The organism is Parabacteroides caecihominis, assembly GCF_023656785.1.
Lineage (GTDB): Bacteria > Bacteroidota > Bacteroidia > Bacteroidales > Tannerellaceae > Parabacteroides > Parabacteroides segnis.
In genome coordinates this window covers 195,968-217,257 of the sequence record NZ_JAMOKS010000011.1, presented here as the reverse complement: position 1 = coordinate 217,257, position 21,290 = coordinate 195,968, and the positions used below count along the sequence as shown (strand labels likewise).

At 43.0% G+C, this 21,290-nt stretch carries 16 protein-coding genes; 15 read left to right on the top strand and 1 reads right to left on the bottom strand.

Translation table 11 applies throughout. From position 1 onward, the window contains the following. Nucleotides 1-3: 3 nt before the first annotated feature. Complete coding sequence (locus NBH14_RS11580; protein WP_186958387.1) at nucleotides 4-990, bottom strand: winged helix-turn-helix domain-containing protein; 987 nt, start codon at nucleotides 988-990, stop codon at nucleotides 4-6. A gap of 177 nt (nucleotides 991-1,167) precedes the next feature. Between NBH14_RS11580 and NBH14_RS11575 the strand changes: the two genes are divergently transcribed. The 15 genes from NBH14_RS11575 (at nucleotide 1,168) to NBH14_RS11505 (ending at nucleotide 21,278) form a co-directional block, all read left to right on the top strand. Next, the gene (locus tag NBH14_RS11575) at nucleotides 1,168-1,398 is read left to right on the top strand and encodes an NVEALA domain-containing protein (protein ID WP_016213073.1); all 231 of its coding nucleotides are present in this window, start codon (nucleotides 1,168-1,170) and stop codon (nucleotides 1,396-1,398) included. Nucleotides 1,399-1,403: 5 nt separating this feature from the next. Further along, nucleotides 1,404-2,468 (top strand): BF3164 family lipoprotein, encoded by a 1,065-nt coding sequence (locus NBH14_RS11570; protein ID WP_186958388.1) that lies wholly within the window; start codon nucleotides 1,404-1,406, stop codon nucleotides 2,466-2,468. Between the two features lie 8 nt (nucleotides 2,469-2,476). Then, the gene (locus tag NBH14_RS11565; protein WP_186958389.1) at nucleotides 2,477-3,358 is read left to right on the top strand and encodes a DUF1573 domain-containing protein; all 882 of its coding nucleotides are present in this window, start codon (nucleotides 2,477-2,479) and stop codon (nucleotides 3,356-3,358) included. Between the two features lie 126 nt (nucleotides 3,359-3,484). Continuing rightward, nucleotides 3,485-3,706, top strand: a complete 222-nt coding sequence (locus tag NBH14_RS11560) for an NVEALA domain-containing protein (protein WP_010801532.1) — start codon at nucleotides 3,485-3,487, stop codon at nucleotides 3,704-3,706. Nucleotides 3,707-3,810: 104 nt separating this feature from the next. Next, on the top strand, nucleotides 3,811-4,971 hold the full coding sequence (locus tag NBH14_RS11555) for a DUF4221 family protein (protein WP_186958390.1): 1,161 nt from the start codon (nucleotides 3,811-3,813) through the stop codon (nucleotides 4,969-4,971). 3 nt (nucleotides 4,972-4,974) lie between these two features. Continuing rightward, the gene (locus NBH14_RS11550) at nucleotides 4,975-5,829 is read left to right on the top strand and encodes a DUF1573 domain-containing protein (protein WP_010801530.1); all 855 of its coding nucleotides are present in this window, start codon (nucleotides 4,975-4,977) and stop codon (nucleotides 5,827-5,829) included. 225 nt (nucleotides 5,830-6,054) lie between these two features. Beyond that, a complete protein-coding gene (gene lepB, locus NBH14_RS11545; RefSeq protein WP_010801529.1) occupies nucleotides 6,055-6,930 on the top strand; it encodes a signal peptidase I in 876 nt (291 codons plus the stop codon). An 11-nt stretch (nucleotides 6,931-6,941) separates the two neighbouring features. Further along, nucleotides 6,942-8,453 (top strand): transglutaminase domain-containing protein, encoded by a 1,512-nt coding sequence (locus tag NBH14_RS11540; RefSeq protein WP_186958391.1) that lies wholly within the window; start codon nucleotides 6,942-6,944, stop codon nucleotides 8,451-8,453. Nucleotides 8,454-8,455: 2 nt separating this feature from the next. Beyond that, nucleotides 8,456-10,270, top strand: a complete 1,815-nt coding sequence (locus NBH14_RS11535) for an O-antigen ligase family protein (RefSeq protein WP_186958392.1) — start codon at nucleotides 8,456-8,458, stop codon at nucleotides 10,268-10,270. A gap of 85 nt (nucleotides 10,271-10,355) precedes the next feature. After that, nucleotides 10,356-11,441, top strand: coding sequence for an efflux RND transporter periplasmic adaptor subunit (locus tag NBH14_RS11530; RefSeq protein ID WP_044246119.1), 1,086 nt, complete (start codon nucleotides 10,356-10,358; stop codon nucleotides 11,439-11,441). 9 nt (nucleotides 11,442-11,450) lie between these two features. Beyond that, a complete protein-coding gene (locus NBH14_RS11525) occupies nucleotides 11,451-14,531 on the top strand; it encodes an efflux RND transporter permease subunit (protein ID WP_186958393.1) in 3,081 nt (1,026 codons plus the stop codon). Nucleotides 14,532-14,552: 21 nt separating this feature from the next. Beyond that, nucleotides 14,553-16,031 (top strand): TolC family protein, encoded by a 1,479-nt coding sequence (locus NBH14_RS11520; RefSeq protein WP_128133886.1) that lies wholly within the window; start codon nucleotides 14,553-14,555, stop codon nucleotides 16,029-16,031. A gap of 12 nt (nucleotides 16,032-16,043) precedes the next feature. Then, entirely contained in the window at nucleotides 16,044-19,277 is a 3,234-nt protein-coding gene (locus NBH14_RS11515; protein ID WP_128133885.1) for an efflux RND transporter permease subunit, read from the top strand. A gap of 170 nt (nucleotides 19,278-19,447) precedes the next feature. Next, nucleotides 19,448-19,714 carry a hypothetical protein gene (locus NBH14_RS11510; protein WP_233567061.1) on the top strand — a complete coding sequence of 89 codons (267 nt, stop codon included), beginning with the start codon at nucleotides 19,448-19,450 and terminating at the stop codon, nucleotides 19,712-19,714. 58 nt (nucleotides 19,715-19,772) lie between these two features. After that, nucleotides 19,773-21,278, top strand: coding sequence for an O-antigen ligase family protein (locus NBH14_RS11505; protein WP_233567059.1), 1,506 nt, complete (start codon nucleotides 19,773-19,775; stop codon nucleotides 21,276-21,278). The last annotated feature ends 12 nt before the right edge of the window (nucleotides 21,279-21,290 follow it).

The window sequence follows — 21,290 nt, the reverse complement described above, 5'->3', positions numbered from 1 at the left end:
ATCTTAGAGGATCTCCAAGCGATACCCTCCGTTTTCATGCACAATCTTAAGATCCGGAATTGGTTTCAAGTCGGCTCGCAGTCTTTTGATTGTTGTATTTAATGTATCATTTGTCGCCCCTGTTTTTCCCCAAACGATCTTCTTTATATCTTCTGAAGTTTGAAAATGTTCAGGACTATTCAATAATAAAATAAAAAGTTTCAGTTTATAATTTTCAAGCGACACCTTAATATCAACATTAAAATAAAGAATACCTTTGCCCTCATCAAACAGTATATTTTCCTTGATTTTTATCAACTTTCTGGGCTCTTCACAAACCGGCGTCGCAAATTTCTTACTATACCTGGTAGCAATTAAGAGACCCAAAAGAAGACAAAAGATAACTCCGACAATAATGAAATGTCCTTTGCTCCTATTAATCACACAATAAAAAGGTATCTCTACATAGGGCTGTAAGACAATTTCATCTTTTACACCTGTAGTAATTGGTGGCAAAGCACAAGCAGACTTATAAAAAGTCAAATCCGGATTACTGTAAACCGTTTGATCATCATTTGCAGTATAAGCCAATGCAGCATGTACATTGATCATGCCACCCTGTTGTAAAGCCAAGTTAAACAGACTGTCCAAAACTACCACATCAATAGGATTCTCCATTAAAAGGAAAGATTGATCAACTCTATACTGCTTTTCTTCAGTTATTAAATCAGAAGAATTGGTATTTTTAGCGACCTTCTCCACCTGAGCACCAGAGTATGAAATAGTAGAACTATCACTTGCTAGCGACCTGTATCCAGAAAAAGACTGTGAACCCGTTTCTAGCAATCTATTTTCCTTATCTTGATGTATAACTTCGTTGCATAGACTACGAATATCTGATAATACAGACTTTCGTCTTTCGCTAAATATATATCCGAAATAGATAAGCAGCATCAACATGCACAGAGACAAGCATCCAACAAATAGCTTCTTTTTTACTAGCAAAATCATTATTTACTCTTTTAGATTACTACTTACAAAAGTAAGCAATCTTACTCTATCTGAAGCATAAATTTGTACAAACAGATCAAAAACAGGTCTATTTCAGGCTGTCAGTGAAATGTCAGTGCAAATATTTGGTCTTTTACGGGACCTCCTATACATTTGCGAACAAAATATTAAAGAACAATGAAACGAACTCTTATTAAAGTAACAGTAATGGGAATACTTCTAGCAGGAGGTATTTATCTCATGGAAGAAAAAAACACTTCCTTATCAGATGTAGCTTTGGACAATATAGAAGCCTTGGCCGCTGGTGAAGGTGGAACTAGTATGTGGTTTTGTCGTGGTACTGGTTCTCTTGACTGTCCCAGTGGCAATAAAGTAAAATATATTGTCGATGACTACAGCTTAGACTAGCATTCATGAAACATCTCCTATACATATTAATAGGTATAGTCATTACAAAAGGCTTGATTTGTTGTACCGGTTCCCCCGGTACGCACTACCCCCGTTATACAACTTTTCCCGAGGAGAAAGCAATACGTGCCCAGATAATTCCTCTGGATACTATCCTGCTCCGCTACCCGTTCCGGGTGGCGGTCAGGGATAGTATAGCGGTAGTAATGGATTTACATAATATGGATCATTACTTACATGCCTTTACCTATCCGGGCTGGAAACACGTTGTTTCGTTTGGAAAACGTGGGGAAGCCCCGGAAGAGATGTTATCAGCAGAAAACATCCGATTTAACTCTCTGGACTCTTTGTGGACACTCGATGCCAACAAGATGGAGATTACACGTTGGAAAATCACTCCTTCTACCGGTTCTGCGGAGCGGGTAGAGGAGATTAAATTAAATAAGAAATTAGTCCGTTCGCTAGACTTTTATGCGATGGAATCGGGCTTTTTGATTCCGGACTATCTGGGAGAGCACCGTTTTTGGGAAGTAGACAACAATGGTCAACCGCTCCAAAGCAAAGGTAAAATACCCAGCGAAACAGCCGATAAAGAAATATCCCGTCCGGCATTAGCACAGGCATGGCGTAGTTTTATGGATTACAATCCAGACAATGGCATACTGGCTATGGCTACGCAACTAGGGGAAACATTAGAAATTTACAATTTAAAAGACAACACTCATAAAGTTTTGTATGGTCCGGAAGGAGAACCTGAATTCAAAATAGGCAAAAATGGCTCAAGTATCCCTATAGGCATTATGGGATTTAGTGACATAAAAGTAACAGATAAACATATTTATGCTGTATTTCAAGGAGTAAAATTTAAAGAAATGCTAGCAGCCTATCAACGAGGAAAAGAGCCGGAAGATGGAAGTCGGTTCATCTATGTTTTCGACTTACAGGGTAATCCTGTTCAAAAATACACTCTTGACAGAGCGATATATGGCATTGATATAAACGAAAAAACAAATACAATCGTCGCAACCGAGGTTGAAAGTGATGATCCGATTATAGAATTTAAAATTTAAAGGACAAGATGAAAACTTTAAATCTAATCATACTAGTATTATTACCAATCTTCTTTTCCTGTAAAAGCGAGCAGAAAGAGAAAGAAAAGCAAATTATGGAATTGGTAACTGAATGGCAGGGAAAAGAGATCAAATTTCCTGACAACCTTATTTTTACCCGTTATCTGACAGACACAACTGATTTTCAAATTCCGCAATCAGAATATAAAGTATTAGTATATGTCGATTCAATAGGTTGTACCAGTTGTAAGCTACAACTACATAAATGGATAGAATTGATTGAATACACTAATTCAGTAGCACAAAGAAAAGTTACTTTCCTTTTCTTTTTACACCCGAAGGATACAAAAGAAATACGTTATCTGTTAAAACGTGATGGTTTTGATCATCCTGTCTGCATTGATTTTGATGACCGATTAAACAAGTTAAACAAGTTTCCGGCAGATATAACTTTTCAAACATTCTTGCTGAATAAAAATAATAAAATAGTTGTTCTGGGAAATCCCATACACAACACAGTAGTGAAAGATCTTTACTTGAAACAGATTACAGGTAAAGACAATCCCAATAAAAGCATACCGAAAACGACTGCCAAAGTCACACCTTCAGAAATTAACTTTGGTACTTTCGACAAATCTGAAATAAAAGAAACAACCATAGAGGTTAAAAATACAGGGGATAGTCCCCTCGTGATAGTAGACGCAAGCACCACCTGTGGCTGCACAGCAGCTACGTATGACAAACGACCTACGAAACCCGGAGAAATCCTTCGCGTGGGAATCAAGATGACACCAAAGGATACAGGATTCTTCGATGAAGTCATAACAATTAAGTACAATAGTATTAACAACTTACCTGTCAAGGTTGAGATAAAGGGAAACGTTCGGTGATCAGAAAGGTAAGTACATGATGGAAATATAACTGACACAACAGAAAATATCATTAAACTATCCGAGCTTAAATAATAAGTAAAGATAGAAAATAAACTAAATTATAACTTAAAGTAGAGAAAGATCATGAAAAAAAAGATCTTAGGGGTAGCTATTATCGCTGCTATGGCTCTAACAGCCAGCTGGAACTTCAACCAGAGCAAAAATGAAGTAGAATTATCGGATTTGGCGTTGGCTAATGTAGAAGCATTAGCTAGAGGAGAAGGTGGTTTCAATTGTTATTGGGAAGACCGAAATTACATAAAATGTGATAACGGTTTTGGTCTAGGATGCCCATGCGGTATGTAAAATGAATATCGGGCTGAATAAAAAGCTGTTACAATCATAAAACACTGAAAACAAGTGCGACAAGCTTTCTATTCAGCCTTTTCTCTATTAAATTACAGATTTATATGAAAACACTATTATACATATTATCATTCATATTTTTTATCTCTTGCAATCAAAAAAACAAAAAAACTGATATATTTGTTTACGATTTGGAAGCAACAAATGAATATTTAAATATACATTTGGATGATAGCACATATATTCCTTTAAATAACATATCTTACTATCAATTCGACAGTTCAGAATATATCGCTTTTGTAAATAAACAAACACCACAATTAATTATATACAACATTTCAAAGGGAGAAATATATAAAAAAATAGTATATAATACAGAAGGTGATAACAGTATTGTTGGATACATTAACGACTTCTATATTAAAAATTTAAATGAGATTTACTTATTAAGTCCATATACTACCTTCTTGTATAAAAGTGATGGGAATGGGAATATTATCAATAAAATTGATTTTTCAAAAGCACAAAATGGAGAACCTTTAACTAGGGTTCTAAATACATTAGGAAGAATGGAATTAATTGATAATAAATTCTACATTACACAAAATTTAAATAGAACATATGGAAGTGAAATAATGGAAAAAAGTAGTATATCAGCCATCATTGATACAACTAATAACACAATAGAATTAACACCATTAAAGTATCCAAAAATCATTTCATTAGAAGATCTGGGAACGAATGCTGGATTTGGATATCAGTATAGACGTATTTTTGACGGAGAAAATTTCATTTATTCGTTTCTTTATAGTGATATTATTTATAAAACTTCTCTTGATCATAAAAAAGTTGAAAAGAGGCAAGTTAAAAGTAAATACATACCAGAAGTAAAAGTAAATAGATTAAACAATAATGATTTTAACAAAATACTAAAAGCAGGATGTGAAGAAGCCACATATGAAGATATTATATTTGATAAATACAGAAACGTATATTATCGTTTTGCATGTCCACAAACAGAAGTTGACTCAAAAGATAGTTATTTGGAAATTACACGTTATGGAAAAAAGCTATTCACGATTGTAATCTTAGATAAAGATCTAAATATTATAGGAGAAAAATTATTTCCTGAGTTCACTTATGTACCAACAGCTCACTTAATTAGAAAAGATGGGTTATATATTAGCTGTAGTCATTTCAAAAACCCTAATTATAGCGATGACGTCCTTTGTTTTCAAAAAATCAAACTTACCAGTAATTTATAAAGCATGAAACATCTATATTTATATATTATATTAATCTTTTCAATTTGTAGTTGCAACATTGAAAACAAAACTAATAAATCTATTTTACCAAAACTGATTGGAAAAAACATTATTTTCCCTTCTAATATTCAATTTGTCAATCACAAATCTCAAAAGAAAGAAACATTGAATTTAAAAAAGAAATTTAAATTAGTAACCTATATTGATTCCATTGGATGTATCGCTTGTAAATTAAAAATGCATCTTTGGAAAGATTTAATAAATGAATTCAGTAATGTTTCTCAAAATAACATCTCGTTTGTTTTTATTATAAATTCTAACAACTACAAAGAAATAAATTACATTTTAGAAGAAAGTGAATTTGATTACCCTGTTTGCTTTGACAAAAATGACTTATTCAACAAGGCGAATAATTTTCCAAAAGACATTGAATTACAGACTTTTTTACTTGATCAAGATAACAATATAGTTATTGTTGGCAATCCGATATTTAGCATTTCAGTAAAAGAGTTATATTTGAAACAAATAATAAGCCCTGAGTGTTTATCAAACAACTATAATAATAAAAAAACCACTATCAATGAAATTGATTTAGGAAAACTCAACATATCAAAGAAAAAAACAATCACACTAAATATACATAATAATGAGAACAACCCTATTGTTATATCTGAAATAAATACTACTTGCAAATGCACCAAATACACATACGATAAGAAACCCATAAATAAAGGTGATAGTACAAAAGTAAAAATACTAATAGAGCCTTATAGTAGAGGATTTTTCCATGAATTAGTTACAATAAAATGCAGTAACAACAAGACTATAAAATACACACTGAAAGGGAATGTTTATTAATCCTAATAAAGGCATATAATAATCTAAAAAAATAATCAATAACATGAATACTCTAATACCATTTTATATAACCTTCAGTCTATTCTTTCTTTTTCTTGCAGCAATTAAGTGAACACACAATAGAATTTTCATCGATAACCCAAGAGATTGAATCTGAAGAAATCTTTTCAGACTCCTTTTGGAGATCCCCTAGCAAATTAATCTGGTTAATAACTTTTTTATTATATGAAGAAACAGAAGCATATACGCAATCTAATCAATAAAGCGGTTGACATCGTCTTTTGGTCATGTATGGTCACTGTTTTATGGTTTACGCTACAAGTGTTCTTGTTCTCTTCTTTCAAAATACCCAGCGATTCCATGGAACCGGAATTGACAATCGGTGACAATATATTGGTTTTAAAACCAACAATAGGACCACGTGTATTCAACCTATTTGCTTCCATGCGAAACGAACAAACAGAGATTTATCGTATTCCAGGGATCAAAAAGATTCAACGAAATGATATTCTCGTATTTAACTTCCCACATCCAAACAGTTGGAATAAAATCGAAATGCATATTCTCAAATATTACATCAAGCGATGTGTAGGATTACCGAGTGATACTTTGTCCATCCAAAACGGCTTTTTTCATGTGAAAGGCATAGAAACGTCTCTCGGTAATATGGAATCACAAAATAAAATCGCAACAACTGAACAGTTTGAGGATGGTATATTTCATAGTTTTCCATTCGACAGTATCATTAGCTGGAATATCAAAGATTTTGGACCGTTATATATTCCCGGAAAAGGAGATTCCATCACGTTGAATCAAACAAACTGCCGGTTATATAGGAAACTGATCGAATGGGAACAACAAGGAAGCCTTCAATATAAGGACTCGACAATTTTTCTGAACGGGACTCCAATCAACGGTTACCGCTTTCAGAAAAACTACTATTTTATGGCAGGCGATAACGGCATGAACTCGCAGGATTCGCGCTATTGGGGATTACTGCCTGAAGAATATATCGTTGGAAAAGCCTGGATCATCTGGAAATCAGTTGACCCGTATACAGATAAGTTTCGCTGGAACCGCTTTTTAAAAGTCATTCATTAAAACCAAAAATCATGAAAAATTTATTTACAACAAGTATAAAGATCTTAGTAGCCATCTTATTAATGGCTTGTAGTTCACAGTACGATAAAAAACTGGAACAGGCTCTTGAGCGTGCGAAAGAAAACCGGCAGGAGCTTGAAAAAGTACTCGACCATTATAAAAAGGATTCGACAAAGCTAGCTGCCGCCCGTTTCCTGATCGAAAATATGCCTTATCATTTCACACGGGAACAATATTATACTTCCTCCGGAAAAGAAAAATATAGACCGGATATTACAGCTTTCGATGGGTTTCAAGCTGTGAAAAAGCATTGCGACTCTTTAGCCGGCAAAGGATATAGAATTGAAACACATAATAAATACGACATATCGGCAATTGACAGCCGCTTTCTTATAAACAATATAGAACTGGCTTTCAACGTCTGGAAAAAACCCTGGGCAAAAGATATTTCATTTACGGACTTCTGCAGATATATCCTTCCTTATCGGGCACAATATGAAGAAGTCTCGAATCTGAGGAAAGAATTGATGGACCGTTTCCTTCCCCTACTGGACTCTGCGAATGTAAAAACGCCATTGGATGCTTGTATCGTACTGCGTAATAAGATAGAAAAAATAGTTAGATATCAAGATACCGGGCTCGACTTATATCCGACTATCGACGAAACATATCGTTCGGGAATCGGCACTTGTGATGGCTTATGCAATTTCATAGCATATGTTATGCGATCTGTCGGTATTCCCGTTACCATAGATCAGACAACCTGGGTAAAAATGGATCGGGGACATTGCTGGTGTGCCGTGCTGGATAACGGACACTTTCATAGTTTTGGAGAAAATCTGGCACCGGGTACTCATGCCCGATCATTTTCTGAAACACGTAGTCTTAGACCTGCCAAAGTCTATCGCCAGCGGTTTGATCCGTTTTTCACTGCTGATTACGGAAAAAACGACGATGGCTATGCAGTTTATTTTAAAAGTCCGTTAATACAGGATGTTACAACTGAATATCTGGATAAGCCTACCACTATAAAAGTCGCTATCGACATAGATCTAAAAGAGAATAAACACAGTAATCAGGTTTATTTATGCAATTTCAACTATAATAAATGGACTGACATAGCTCTTGGTTACAGAAAAGATTCGATCTGTTATTTTAACGATGTCGTTGGAGATAATATATTCATGGTAGCAGATGTTCCGGACAAAAACTCCCTACGGTTTATAACAGCCCCATTTTATGTCAGCACAGAGGGAGAAATACATAAATTCATCCCCGAGGTGCAAAAGAAGAGGTCTTATACGATACACAAACGTCCGGCAGGTTATAAGGAACCGCATACATTATCTTACTGGGATACGCAAAGCAAAAGTTTTGTCTCTCTAAAATATATATCGGAGACCGACACGACATTAACTTATAACAATATCCCGGAAAATGCTTTATTATGGCTATATATACCGATACATATGTATAATCAGCGGGCATTTTTTCTGGAAAATGACAGCATGAGGATATATTAATTATGATTAAGATAAGTTACTCATTACTCGCCATCAGCGGAATTTTTCTGCTGTGCACCGTTTTTGCCACCAACACAGGGTTGGCTAACGGACTGGTTACAGGGAAAGTTCTTTGGTTTCATCTGGCGATGTTGCTGCTGGCGGCATGCAGTCTGGCGGCGGCTGTTCTGACGAAACCGGCAAAACCGTTTGTCTTTTCGGTCGCAGACGGATTGGTGCTGGTTTTGGCGGTTATCGTTGCACTTACTTATAACCGGCAACTGGATCCCGAACCGGAGAAAATGTTGTTTGGCGGGCAATTAGTCGTATTGTGGTTTCTGCTGCGGTTCATATTGACCGGATGGCCGCAGTTACAACTATTTTTCCTGGCGGTGGTTGTTGCGACCGGAGGGATTGAAGCCGTGTCGGGGATGCGACAGTTACATGGATTCGAGGGATCTAACCATTCCTTATTCAAGCTGACCGGGGATTTTTATAATCCGGGGCCTTATTCGGGGTATCTCGCAATCGTATTGCCGGTTTGCCTGTGGATGATCCTACGGCAAACAAAGATTTATCTGCATTACCTGGGATGGATCGGTTTGCTGGCGATCATTGTCGTGCTTCCTGCCGGGATGAGCCGGACGGCATGGATAGCGGCTGCCGTTTCATGCGGATGGGTGTATTGGGTGCAACGGATCGGATGGGAAAAGACTAAAAGATACATTAATGGAAACCGGACCTTAACTATCGTATCTTCTATTTTGATCCTGATCTCCATAGCCGGTTCATTGGCGGGTATTTATCTGCTAAAGAAAGATTCTGCCAATGGCCGGCTACTTTTATGGAAAGTGACGGGGCAAGCGATCAGGGAACAACCCTGGACAGGAACCGGGACGGGTGGGTTTCCGGCTGGTTATGCAGAAGCACAGGCGGAGTATTTCACTTCGGGAAAGGCTTCGGAGACAGAGATGATGGTTGCCGGATGTCCGGAATACGGATTTAATGAATTCTTACAAATAGGTTTGGAACAGGGGCTGGTGGGTTTAATGGTTTTTGTATTGTTGTTAAGCTATTCTTTGTTCCGGGGGGTGAAAAACAGACAGGTGGGAGCGGCCGGAGGGATATTGGCGCTGATGGTGTTCAGCCTGGCGGCGTATCCGTTGCAGTTGCCGGAGTTCTGGGTGGTGTTGGTGGTGTTGATGGGGGTGGCTAATAGTAATACTCCGGTTGACGCTGACACACCCCCTACCCCCTCTCGAGAGGGGAGGAAGATACTTTCTGTCGCTATGATAGGGGTGCTGGCTATATGTTGCGGGTGGATTTTCCGGCAGCAGAAAGGGTATTATGAAGGATATAAAAAATGGAATACGTTGAAGATATTGTATAATAGTAAGGCTTATGAGGCGGCAGGTGAAGGATATGAGGAACTGGTGCCGTTGATGGGACATAAACCGGAGTTGCTGTTCGAGGCAGCACAGTGCCTCAGCAAATCGGAACGGTTTAAAGAAGCGAACCGATTGTTGGAACGGGCAATGAAGTTGAGCGGTGATCCGATGATACATTATATGGCGGCAAAAAATGAGCAGTCGATGGGAAACTATCAAAAAGCGGAAAATTTATTGCTGCATGCGATCGATATGTTACCGGAACGGATCTATCCGTATTATCTGCTTACCAAACTTTACTCGGAACCTACTTTCTTTCAGGAAGATAAGTTTATCAAAGCGGCTGACGCCGTACTGAAAAAAGAACCGAAAGTAGAGAGCACGGCTATCCGGGAAATGAGAACAGATGTTAAAAATATGCTCAACAACATACGATTGAATCGTAATTAATTTATTTATATACCATTTACGATAACATCGTAATAATATTTTTGTATATTTGGAAATTAAAATTTGAATCATAGCTTATATGAATATGAAATACTACAATTTGCTGGCAATACTGCTCCTCTCCGGGATGATAGCCTGTTCCGGTGACAAAAAAGACAGCAGTGAAGGAGAAGAAACTGTTGAAACGGTTTTACCGGACGAAACCAACGAGGTGACCGTGATGACACTAAAGGCTACCGACTTCAACCATGAACTGGTGAGTAACGGCAAATTGTCGGCACGCCGCCATGTCGACCTGCGGTTTCAGTCGGCCGAACCGATCGCTACGATTCATGTAAAGAACGGCGACCGGGTAAGCAAAGGACAAAAGCTGGCTGAATTGTCGACCTTCCGGCTGAAAAACAAAACGGCCACTTCCAAAGATGCCCTGGAACGGGCGAAACTGGAACTGCAAGACGTGCTGATCGGCCAGGGATATGCGCTGGCAGACTCGGCCAAAGTTCCTCCCGCCACCATGCAGCTTGTCCGGGTAAAGAGCGGTTACGACCAGGCGCTTATCCAATACCAGTTGGCAGAATATGAAGAACGGAATGCCGTACTGACGGCTCCTTTCGACGGTATCGTTGCCAATCTGTTTGCCAAACAATATAATACGGCTTCTACCTCCGATATATTCTGCACGGTCATCGATCCGGGTAGCCTGGAAGCAGCGTTCACCGTTCTGGAGAGCGAACTGCCTCTGATCAAGAACGGCGACCGGGTGGAGGTCACTCCTTTTGCCCTGAACGACACGAAAGCCGAAGGACGCATCACCGAAATAAACCCGCTGGTCGACGAAAACGGCATGGTGCAGGTGAAAGCGGCGGTAACGGACAGAGGGAAGTTATTCGAGGGAATGAACGTCCGTGTCAGCATCCACCGTTCGCTGGGCAAACAGTTGGTCGTACCGAAAAGCGCCGTCGTTCTCCGGTCCGGAAAGCAAGTGGTGTTCAAACTCGACAGCACCCGAACCAAAGCGAGCTGGGTATATGTACATACCGGTCTGGAAAATGCAGACAGCTACACGATTACAAGTTCGGAAGGGGACGGCCTGAAAGAGGATGATTTCGTCATTACCAGCGGTAATATCAATCTGGCACACGAGGCACCGGTAACGATAATTGAAAATTAAAACTTTGTTATGGTCAAATTCCTACTACAACGTCCTATCGCGGTACTGATGGCCTTTACAGCCTGTTTTATCGTGGGGTTGGTGACTTACTTTACCATCCCGGTATCGTTGTTGCCCGATATTGCGATACCGGAGATCACCATACAGGTGTCCGGACAGAATACGTCGGCCCGCGAACTGGAGAATACGGTAGTCAAACCGATCCGGCAACAGCTGATGCAGGTGGCTGCCCTGCGCGATATACACAGTGAGACACGCGACGGTGCCGGCATCATCCGACTGAGTTTTGACTTCGGGACTAACACGGATCTGGCATTCATCGAGGTGAACGAAAAGATAGACGCTGCCATGAATTACCTGCCGCGCGAAATAGAACGTCCGCGGGTGATCAAGGCGAGCGCAACGGACATACCGGTCTTTTGCCTGAACCTGACGCTGAAAACAGGTGACAGCGAGGCTGCTTTCCTGGACCTTTGCCAGTTTGCCGAATCGGTTATCAAACGGCGTATCGAGCAGTTGCCGGAAGTGGCGATGGTGGATATCACGGGGATGATGAAACGGCAGTTGCAGATCGTGCCGGACATGAAAACACTGGAAATGGCCGGTATCACGCTGGATGACCTGGAATCGGCCCTGAATTCGAACAACATCGAGCCGGGAAGCATGACCGTACGGGACGGATATTATGAATACAACATCAAATTCTCAACTTTACTGCGCACACCGGAAGACGTACAAAATATCTATCTCCATAAAAATGAACGTATCTTCCAGCTGAAAGACCTGGCGAAGGTGGCGGTGGTACCGGAAAAGGAGACAGGCGCCTCACTTTCAAACGGGAAACGGGCGGTTACACTGGCTGTGATCAAGCAGGCGGACGAGAATATGGATAACATGAAGGAAGCGTTGCAGGAAGTTACTGCGTATTTCGCAACGGTTTATCCGGATATCGAGTTCAGTGTCAGCCGGAACCAGACGGAGTTGCTGGATTATACGATTTCAAACCTGAAACAGAACCTGTCGCTCGGCTTTATATTTATATGTATAGTGGCTATCCTGTTTTTGGGGGATATCAAGAGCCCGGCAGTGATCGGCCTGAGTATGGTGGTCAGTCTGATTATCAGCTTCCTTTTCTTCTATATGTTCAAGATGTCGCTGAACATCATTTCCCTTTCCGGACTGATCCTGGCACTGGGTATGATGATCGACAGTTCGATCATTGTGACGGAGAATATCATGCAGTACCGGTCGAAAGGGTATACGCTGGAAGAGGCTTGTAACAAGGGGACCAGCGAAGTGATCACCCCGATGCTGAGTTCCACTCTGACGACAATCGCCGTATTTGTGCCGCTGGTATTCATGAGCGGTATTGCAGGGGCTATATTCTACGACCAGGCTTTCGCAGTGACGGTCGGGTTGATGGTCTCCTATTTTACGGGTATCATGCTGCTTCCGGTACTCTACAAGCTGGTTTACAGTATTCCCGATATCAAACATACGGGATTCAATCTCCGGATCAACAATCTGATCAAAGAACATACGCTGGACCGCTTCTACGATGCTGGAGTCGATTTCGTGTTCCGTCATAAAAAGTCGAATATCATATTTATCTTCGTTACATTGCCGTTATGCGCCCTGCTGTTTTATGAAGTACCTAAAAGCAGGATGCCTGAGATCGACCAGAACGAACTGATCGCCCATATCGAGTGGAACGAAAACATCCATATCGACGAAAACCGGGAACGGGTGGACAAACTGTTTGCCCAGATCGCAGGCGATGTACAGGAATATACCTCCTATGTCGGTCAACAGCAATTCCTGTTGAACCGCGACCGGGAACTGTCTTCTTCGGAAGCTGAATTATATTTCAAGACAGAAAAATCATCTGCCATCTCTCCCCTACAGGCAAAGATCACGCAATGGCTGGATACTAATTATCCGCAGGCTGTATTCTCCTTCTCTCCGCCGATCACGGTGTTCGAAAAGTTATTCGTGACGGGAGAAGCTGACGTGGTCGCAGAATTTTATGCCCGCAACAAAGCGGAAGCTCCGGAGGCTCAGGCATTGCACAAACTGGAGTCGCAGATGAGGGCATCTACCGGTATTGCACCGGTGGGAGTCGCCTTCGATAACCAGCTGAATATATCGGTCGACAGGCAGAAGTTACTGCTTTATAATGTAAATTACAATGAGGTATACCGCCTGCTAAAAACGGCTTTCAAAGAAAATGAGGTGGCGACTCTCCGTTCCTACCAGCAATATCTGCCGATTGCCCTGGCCGGCGACGGTAAGACGGTGAACGAAGTCTTACAGCAGACACTGGTCCGGACGCAGGCCGACAAAGAGGGAAAAAGCCAGTACATCCCGTTGCAGTCACTGGTTAAGGTGACGCAAGGAGAAGACCTGAAAACGGTTACGGCCGGTAAGAACGGCGAATATATCCCGTTCAGCTTCTATGATGTCAAGAAGGCGGAACCGTTGATGGAAGAGGTGAAGAAGATGGGCGAACAGAACTGGGAGATCGATTTCTCAGGTAGTTTCTTCTCCAACAAACAGATGTTGAATGAGTTGGTGGTGATCCTGCTGATCTCTATCCTGCTGATGTATTTCATCCTGGCAGCCCAGTTCGAGAGCTTCCTGCAACCGCTGATCGTACTGATCGAGATTCCGATCGACGTGGCAGCATCACTGCTGGTACTCTGGATTTGCGGACATACGATGAACCTGATGAGTGCCATCGGTATCGTGGTGACCTGCGGTATCATTATAAACGACTCCATCCTGAAACTGGATGCGATCAATGAATTACGTAAGGAAGGTGTTCCGTTGATGGAAGCGATCCACGAAGCCGGCCGCCGCCGTCTGCGCCCGATCATCATGACTTCGCTGACCACCATCTTCGGTATGGTCCCGTTGCTGTTCTCATTCGACATGGGTAGCGAGTTACAAAAACCCCTTTCCATCGCCATGATCTCAGCCATGTTCATCGGTACAGCCGTCAGCCTGTTCATCATCCCGCTGGTCTACTGGTTCATCTACCGCAAACACGACCCGAATGCAGTGATCCCTGAAAAACAAACTGAAGTTTAACGAATTATATATAATGCCGTTATGAAGATATGTAAAATATTATTATCGTTCCTGTTATTTACCTCAGTCTATCTGAATGCCCAGCCGCTCACGCTGTCGCTGGAGCGGACGATTGCATTGGCGGGGGATAGTTCGCTGGAGGCATTCAGGACAAAGAATATGTTTTTGGCCGGATACTGGCAATACAGGACATTCAAGGCGGGACGATTGCCAAGCCTGACACTGAACCTGACTCCGGCACAGTATTATCGCGATATCACACGACGATATGATTCCGAGAATGATATCGATGTTTACAGAAAACAACAGTCTTATTACGCAGAGGGCGGCCTCGCCATCAAACAGAATTTCGACTTGTTGGGAGGTACTTTCTATCTGGATTCGGATTTAGGGTATATGCGTAATTTCGGGGATAATGCTTATAACCAGTTTACAACCGTGCCGATCCGAATCGGTTATAACCAAAGTCTGTTAGGATATAACCCCTTCCGGTGGGAACGGAAAATCGAGCCGCTCAAATATGAGAAAGCAAAAAAAGAATTACTGTACAATATTGAAAATATCAGTGAACAGGCTACCTCCTACTTCTTTGCCCTGGCCATGGCACAGGCGGAATATGATCTGGCTAAAGAAAATGTAGCGTCAACCGATACCTTATACCAGACCGGACAGGAGCGACATAAGATTGCATCTATCAACAAAGCAGAGCTGCTGACATTGAAACTGGATGCCGTCAACGCACGCAATACATTACAAAACGCGGAAATATCCCTGAAAAGAGCGATGTTCAGTCTCGCCTCTTTCCTCAACTTCGACAAAAACACGGAAATACGACTAAACCTGCCGGGGCGTCCGAAAGATATGCAGATTTCTGTTGACGAAGCTTTGACACTTGCCCGCGAAAACAACCCGAAGTTCCTTGACACCAAACAACAGGTACTAGAAGCCGAACAGCAAGTGGATAAGACAAAAAAAGAGGCCATGTTCAATGCCTCCATCAACGCCAGCATAGGATTCAACCAGGTTGCGACCAAACTGAGTGACGCATACCGTGACCCGCTGCAACAAGATATGGTATCCGTTTCCGTATCTATCCCTCTCGTCGACTGGGGTGTACGAAAAGGGAAACATAACATTGCCAAGAATAATCTGAATGTGACACAGATTTCCGCCCGCCAGGAGGAACTGACGGTAGAGGAAGATGTGATCATGACTGTCGGTGACTTCAATATCCAGCAAAACCTAATCTCAAGCGCAGAAGAGGCGCTCGACCTGGCTGTTATGGCTTACAGTGAGACAAAACAACGGTTTATGATCGGGAAGGCGGACATCAACAGCCTGACCTTATCGCTGAACCGCCAGCAGGAGGCACAGCGCAACTATATCTCCGCCCTGCAAAATTACTGGCTGAGTTATTTCAAAATACGGAAACTGACGCTGCATGATTTCGAAACCGGCATATCACTGGCACGGGAATTTGATTTTACGCACGGACTATAAGTAACAGATTCAATGAGCACATCTCCCAAGATATCATCCTTTACGATCATCGTCACCTTCCTTTGTGTGGCGCTGACAGGACTGGCTTTCATCCCTCTCCTGCCGATCAAGCTGTCTCCCTCGCGCACATTGCCCCGGCTGACCGTCAGCTATAATATGCCCGGCAACTCGGCACGTGTAATCGAGATGGAGGTCACTTCGCGGCTGGAATCGATGCTGGCACGTATCAAGGGGATCAAGGAGATTAACTCCACCTCCGGAAACGGCTGGGGATATGTGACACTGGAACTTGACAAACATACCAATATCGATGCCGCCCGTTTCGAGGCATCCACGATCGTACGCCAGACATGGCCCAGCCTGCCCGACGGATTAAGCTATCCGATACTGGAGATGAGCCGACCGGACGACAAGGAATCCGGCCCGTTCATGACCTATACGCTGAATGCGGCAGCTACTCCGATCTTTATCCAACGGTTTGCGGAGGACCAGATCAAGCCACGCCTCGCCGGTATCCCGGGTATTTACCGGATCGATGTACGCGGGGCCACGCCGATGGAATGGCGGCTGGAGTATGACAGCCGGCAACTCGTGTCGCTCGGTATTACCACCAATGACATACAGAATGCGATCGCCCAATACTATAACAAAGAATTCCTGGGAACCGGAAATGTCAATACGAACGAACAGGAGGAATGGATTCGTCTCGCCCTGATACCGGAAGATGTACGGGATGGTTTCGAGGCTTCCCACATAACCGTTACCAGTAAAGAAGGGAAGCTGATACGCCTGGACCAGTTGCTGAAAGTCACCCGCCAGGAAGAGGCTCCCCAAAGCTATTATCGTATCAACGGACTGAACTCGATCTATCTCTCCATCCGTGCGGAAGAGACAGCCAACCAGCTGGAACTCGCCAAACAGGTGAAAGAGGAGATGGAACATATCCGCCGGTTATTACCACAGGGATATGAGGTACATACCAGTTATGACGCGACCGAGTTTATCCAGAATGAACTGGATAAGATATATGTACGTACGGGACTTACGATCCTGATCCTTTTATTGTTCGTCCTGCTGATCACCCGGAATGTGCGCTATCTGTTCCTGATCGTGGTCAGCCTGAGCGTAAACCTGTGTATTGCCGTTATCTTTTTCTATCTGGCAAAACTGGAAATGCAGCTTTACTCGCTGGCGGGAGTTACCATATCGTTAAGCCTGGTGATCGACAATACAATCGTGATGACCGATCATATACGCAACCGCCATAACCGCAAAGCCTTCCTTTCCATCCTGACGGCAACGCTGACGACTATCGGGGCGCTGGTGATCATATTCTTCCTCGATGAAAAAATACGGTTGAACCTACAGGATTTTGCAGCTGTCGTAATCATCAACCTGGCTGTGTCGCTGGCGATCGCCCTGTTCTTCGTTCCTGCCCTGATAGAGAAACTAGGACTGGGACAAAAGAAAAGCGCTGCTCGGAAAGCGCAGCTCTCCCTGAAACCAAAAACCTCCTGGTTTCCGCGGATCAGAAGGTGGGGGAACAGATTTTTAAAACGGTTCCCGGTCTATTTCAACAGATATTACCATGCACAGATCAGCTTCCTTTGCCGATGGAAAAAGACGGCATGTTTCCTGTTAGTACTGGCTTTCGGATTGCCGGTCTTCCTGCTCCCCGAAAAAATAGAAATGGATGATAAGGACAAGGTATATACGGCTACAGACTCGCTGCTCATTGAAAAATATAACAAGATTGTCTCAAGCGAGACCTATAAGGAGAAAGTCAAGCCGATAGTGGACAAAGCGCTGGGAGGAACCTTGCGCCTGTTTGTGCAGAAAGTGTATGAAGGCAGTTATTTTACCCGCAACGACGAAACGGTCCTGTCGGTCACCGCCTCACTTCCCAACGGGACTACACTGGAACAGATGAATCAGTTGATGGGACGCATGGAAGCTTACCTCAGCACATTCAAGGACATACGCCAGTTCCAGACGAACATTTACAGTGCGCGGCAGGCGGGCATACGCATTTATTTCACCAAAGCGGCAGAGCGAAGCGGGTTCCCTTATACGCTGAAAAGCAAGATTATCAGCAAGGCGCTGGAACTGGGCGGCGGCAGCTGGGGTGTGTACGGGCTCCAGGACCAGGGCTTCAGCAACGACGTACGGGAAGGAGCAGGTTCGTTCCGTATTGAAATGTTCGGCTATAACTATGACGAATTATATGAATGGGCGGAACAGCTAAAAGCAAGACTGCTTACCTACCGCCGTATCAAGGAAGTACTGATCAACTCCGAATTCTCCTGGTGGAAAGACGATTATCAGGAATTCTATTTCAACCTGGACAAGGCACGGATGGCACAGGAAAATATCCTGCCGATCGAACTGTTCGCCTCCATCAACCCGGTATTCGGGAAAGATATCTACAGCGGTACGATCGTTGTCGACAATGAAACGGAAAAGCTGAAACTAAGTTCGCGCCAGTCAAAAGATTATGATGTCTGGAGCATGCAATACGTCCCCCAGAGCATTAAGGGCAAACCTTATAAACTGTCGGAACTGGCCACCGTCGAAAAAGGACAGATGCCGCAGAAAGTAGCCAAGGTAAACCAGCAATACCGCCTGTGCCTTCAATATGAATATATCGGCGCATCCAATCAGGGGAGCAAGATACAAGAACGTGAACTGAAAGGATTCAACGCGTCGTTACCGATGGGATACACTGCCAAATCGGATAGTAATTACTGGAGTTGGAACACCAAAGACAATAAGCAGTATCTGTTATTGCTGCTGATCATTGCCATTATTTTCTTTACGACCAGTATTCTGTTCAATTCGCTGAAACAACCGCTGGCTGTTATCTTTGTCATCCCTATCTCCTATATCGGGGTGTTCCTGACATTCTACTGGTTCAAGCTGAATTTCGACCAGGGAGGATTTGCGTCGTTTGTCCTGTTATGCGGTATCACGGTAAATGCAAGTATCTATATATTAAACGAATATAACCAACTTCGTGAAGCCAGGCCCAAAATGCCTGCCTGGCGCCTTTACCTGAAAGCATGGAATGCCAAGATCACACCGATCTTCCTGACCGTGATCTCTACCATACTCGGATTTATTCCGTTCATGTTAGGTCCCGATAAAGAAGCGTTCTGGTTTCCGCTGGCAGCCGGGACCATCGGCGGATTGACCATGTCGATCCTCGGTATCTTCATATACCTGCCTATTTTTACTTTGAAGAAATAATCATCTTGTTAATACTTAACCGCCAATAACTGTTTTTCTTTCCTAATTTTGTGATATTCTTGGACGATTTGTTAATTATCCAAACCCTTCTTACGTCTTAAATGTTTTATCCAGGAGCAGAAAAGTTGCAGAAGTTGAAAGTCCGATATCACCCTAAAAATAATTTAAAGATGAAAGTTTTATTTAAGTATCTACGACTATTATCCCTCTCTACGAGCGGAGCGTTACTTTTGTGCATTGTATTTGCTGCAAACCCCGAAATTGCTGAAGGAACCATCACAGGTAAAGTATTCTGGTTTCATTTCTCTATTTTATTACTTGCATTCAGTGTATTGTTTATGGAAGCCACAGTGAAAAAAAAGCAATTTTACCTTCTCATTACCCGACGGACTTTTATTACTTTTTGCCGGTCTGGCCCTGCTGACTTACAACTATGAGTTGGACCCGGAACCTGAAAGACTTCTTTTCGCCGGACAAATTACGACCTTATGGTTTATGCTGCGAGCCACGCTGCAAGCCCACCCGGAACTCAGGCTTTTCTTCCTGTCCATTATTATATGTACAGGTATCTTTGAAGCGGCCTGGGGAATGGGGCAACTGTACGGGGGACCATCGACAAACCATCCGCTGCTCAAAGGTGACGGACTTATTTTCAGCTCCGGTCCTTTCTCAGGATACCTGGCAATCGTACTTCCCGTATGCCTGAACCTGGCTTTACGGTTCCGCGATTGCGACAAACTCGCCTGGTGGGAAACAAGGACGATGCTATTCTACCTGTCGGCATTCACGATCATACTCATCCTGATAGGGCTTCCCGGCGGGAAAAGCCATTCGGCGTGGCTGGCAGCCGGAATCTCATGCTGCTGGGTCTTCTATCTCCGGAAATCAGGGTGGCAGTTATTGAAGAAAAGGGTTATAAAGCATAATAAGACAGTGATTGTCAGCTGTATTGTCTTATTTATCGTTATTTCCGGACTTCCGACATTGGGCAGTGTTTTCAGTACCGAGAAATCCGCCAACCGGATGCTGATGTGGAACGTAACGACCCAGGCCATACTGAACAAGCCTGTCACCGGCACCGGTCTGGGAGGTTTCCCCGTATCATTCGCCCAGACACAAGCCGACTATCTCGCGTCGACGAAAGCCTCCGATACGGAACGGATGGCTGCGACCTGTCCCCCTTTCGCCTTCAACGATTATTTGCAGATAGGACTCGAATTCGGTATCGCCGGACTGCTTCTTTTCGCGTTATGGATCGCTTTCTGCCTCTATTACGGGCTGAAAAACAAACAGGTCGGGGCAACGGGAGGTATCCTTTCGTTACTTTTCTTCTCCATGTATTCCTATCCGTTGCAACTACCGTCATTCTGGGTTCTGCTTATCTTCTTCTCGGCAATGTGTGTCACCCGGACGGAAAAACAACAGAAACCGTCCGTGAAAAGTTTCCCTTACATCGGAACATTCGCTGCATTGGTCGCCTGTATCCTGTTTTTCGGACAGCGGAGTTATTACGAGCCGTACAAAGAATGGAAGACTTTGCGGATCCTGGTAGAAAAGGAGGAACAGAAGGTTGCCGCACAAGGATATATGAGCCTGTACCCGCGCCTCTCCCACCGGACCGAGTTCCTGCTGGAAGGCGCCCGGTGCTTGCAACAATCCGGACAGTATTCGAATGCCATCATCTGGAGTTACCGGGCCATCCGGCTGACTGCCAATCCGGAGTTCTATTATATCCTTGCGGAAAGCCATCAGCAACTCGGACTTTACAGGCAGGCAGAGAAATATCTGTTGCAATGCCTCTACATTCTCCCGGAACAGATAGACACCTATTACCTGCTGACAAAATTATATGCGGAAACAAACTACTACCACCCGGACAAGCTCAGGCTAGCCGCCCATTCCGTGTTGACCAAACAGCCGGACACCTGCTTCAGGCCCGTCAGGCAGATGAAAGAGGAAGTCTATCAACTTCTTTTACAACAAATGGCAAACAGTAAATAGAACAATCCCTCT

Coding starts and splice junctions, on each gene's coding strand:
- NBH14_RS11580 (WP_186958387.1), bottom strand. CDS start 990: ATGATTTTGCTAGTAAAAAAGAAGCTATTTGTTGGATGCTTGTCTCTG.
- NBH14_RS11575 (WP_016213073.1), top strand. CDS start 1,168: ATGAAACGAACTCTTATTAAAGTAACAGTAATGGGAATACTTCTAGCA.
- NBH14_RS11570 (WP_186958388.1), top strand. CDS start 1,404: ATGAAACATCTCCTATACATATTAATAGGTATAGTCATTACAAAAGGC.
- NBH14_RS11565 (WP_186958389.1), top strand. CDS start 2,477: ATGAAAACTTTAAATCTAATCATACTAGTATTATTACCAATCTTCTTT.
- NBH14_RS11560 (WP_010801532.1), top strand. CDS start 3,485: ATGAAAAAAAAGATCTTAGGGGTAGCTATTATCGCTGCTATGGCTCTA.
- NBH14_RS11555 (WP_186958390.1), top strand. CDS start 3,811: ATGAAAACACTATTATACATATTATCATTCATATTTTTTATCTCTTGC.
- NBH14_RS11550 (WP_010801530.1), top strand. CDS start 4,975: ATGAAACATCTATATTTATATATTATATTAATCTTTTCAATTTGTAGT.
- lepB (WP_010801529.1), top strand. CDS start 6,055: ATGAAGAAACAGAAGCATATACGCAATCTAATCAATAAAGCGGTTGAC.
- NBH14_RS11540 (WP_186958391.1), top strand. CDS start 6,942: ATGAAAAATTTATTTACAACAAGTATAAAGATCTTAGTAGCCATCTTA.
- NBH14_RS11535 (WP_186958392.1), top strand. CDS start 8,456: ATGATTAAGATAAGTTACTCATTACTCGCCATCAGCGGAATTTTTCTG.
- NBH14_RS11530 (WP_044246119.1), top strand. CDS start 10,356: ATGAAATACTACAATTTGCTGGCAATACTGCTCCTCTCCGGGATGATA.
- NBH14_RS11525 (WP_186958393.1), top strand. CDS start 11,451: ATGGTCAAATTCCTACTACAACGTCCTATCGCGGTACTGATGGCCTTT.
- NBH14_RS11520 (WP_128133886.1), top strand. CDS start 14,553: ATGAAGATATGTAAAATATTATTATCGTTCCTGTTATTTACCTCAGTC.
- NBH14_RS11515 (WP_128133885.1), top strand. CDS start 16,044: ATGAGCACATCTCCCAAGATATCATCCTTTACGATCATCGTCACCTTC.
- NBH14_RS11510 (WP_233567061.1), top strand. CDS start 19,448: ATGAAAGTTTTATTTAAGTATCTACGACTATTATCCCTCTCTACGAGC.
- NBH14_RS11505 (WP_233567059.1), top strand. CDS start 19,773: ATGCTGCGAGCCACGCTGCAAGCCCACCCGGAACTCAGGCTTTTCTTC.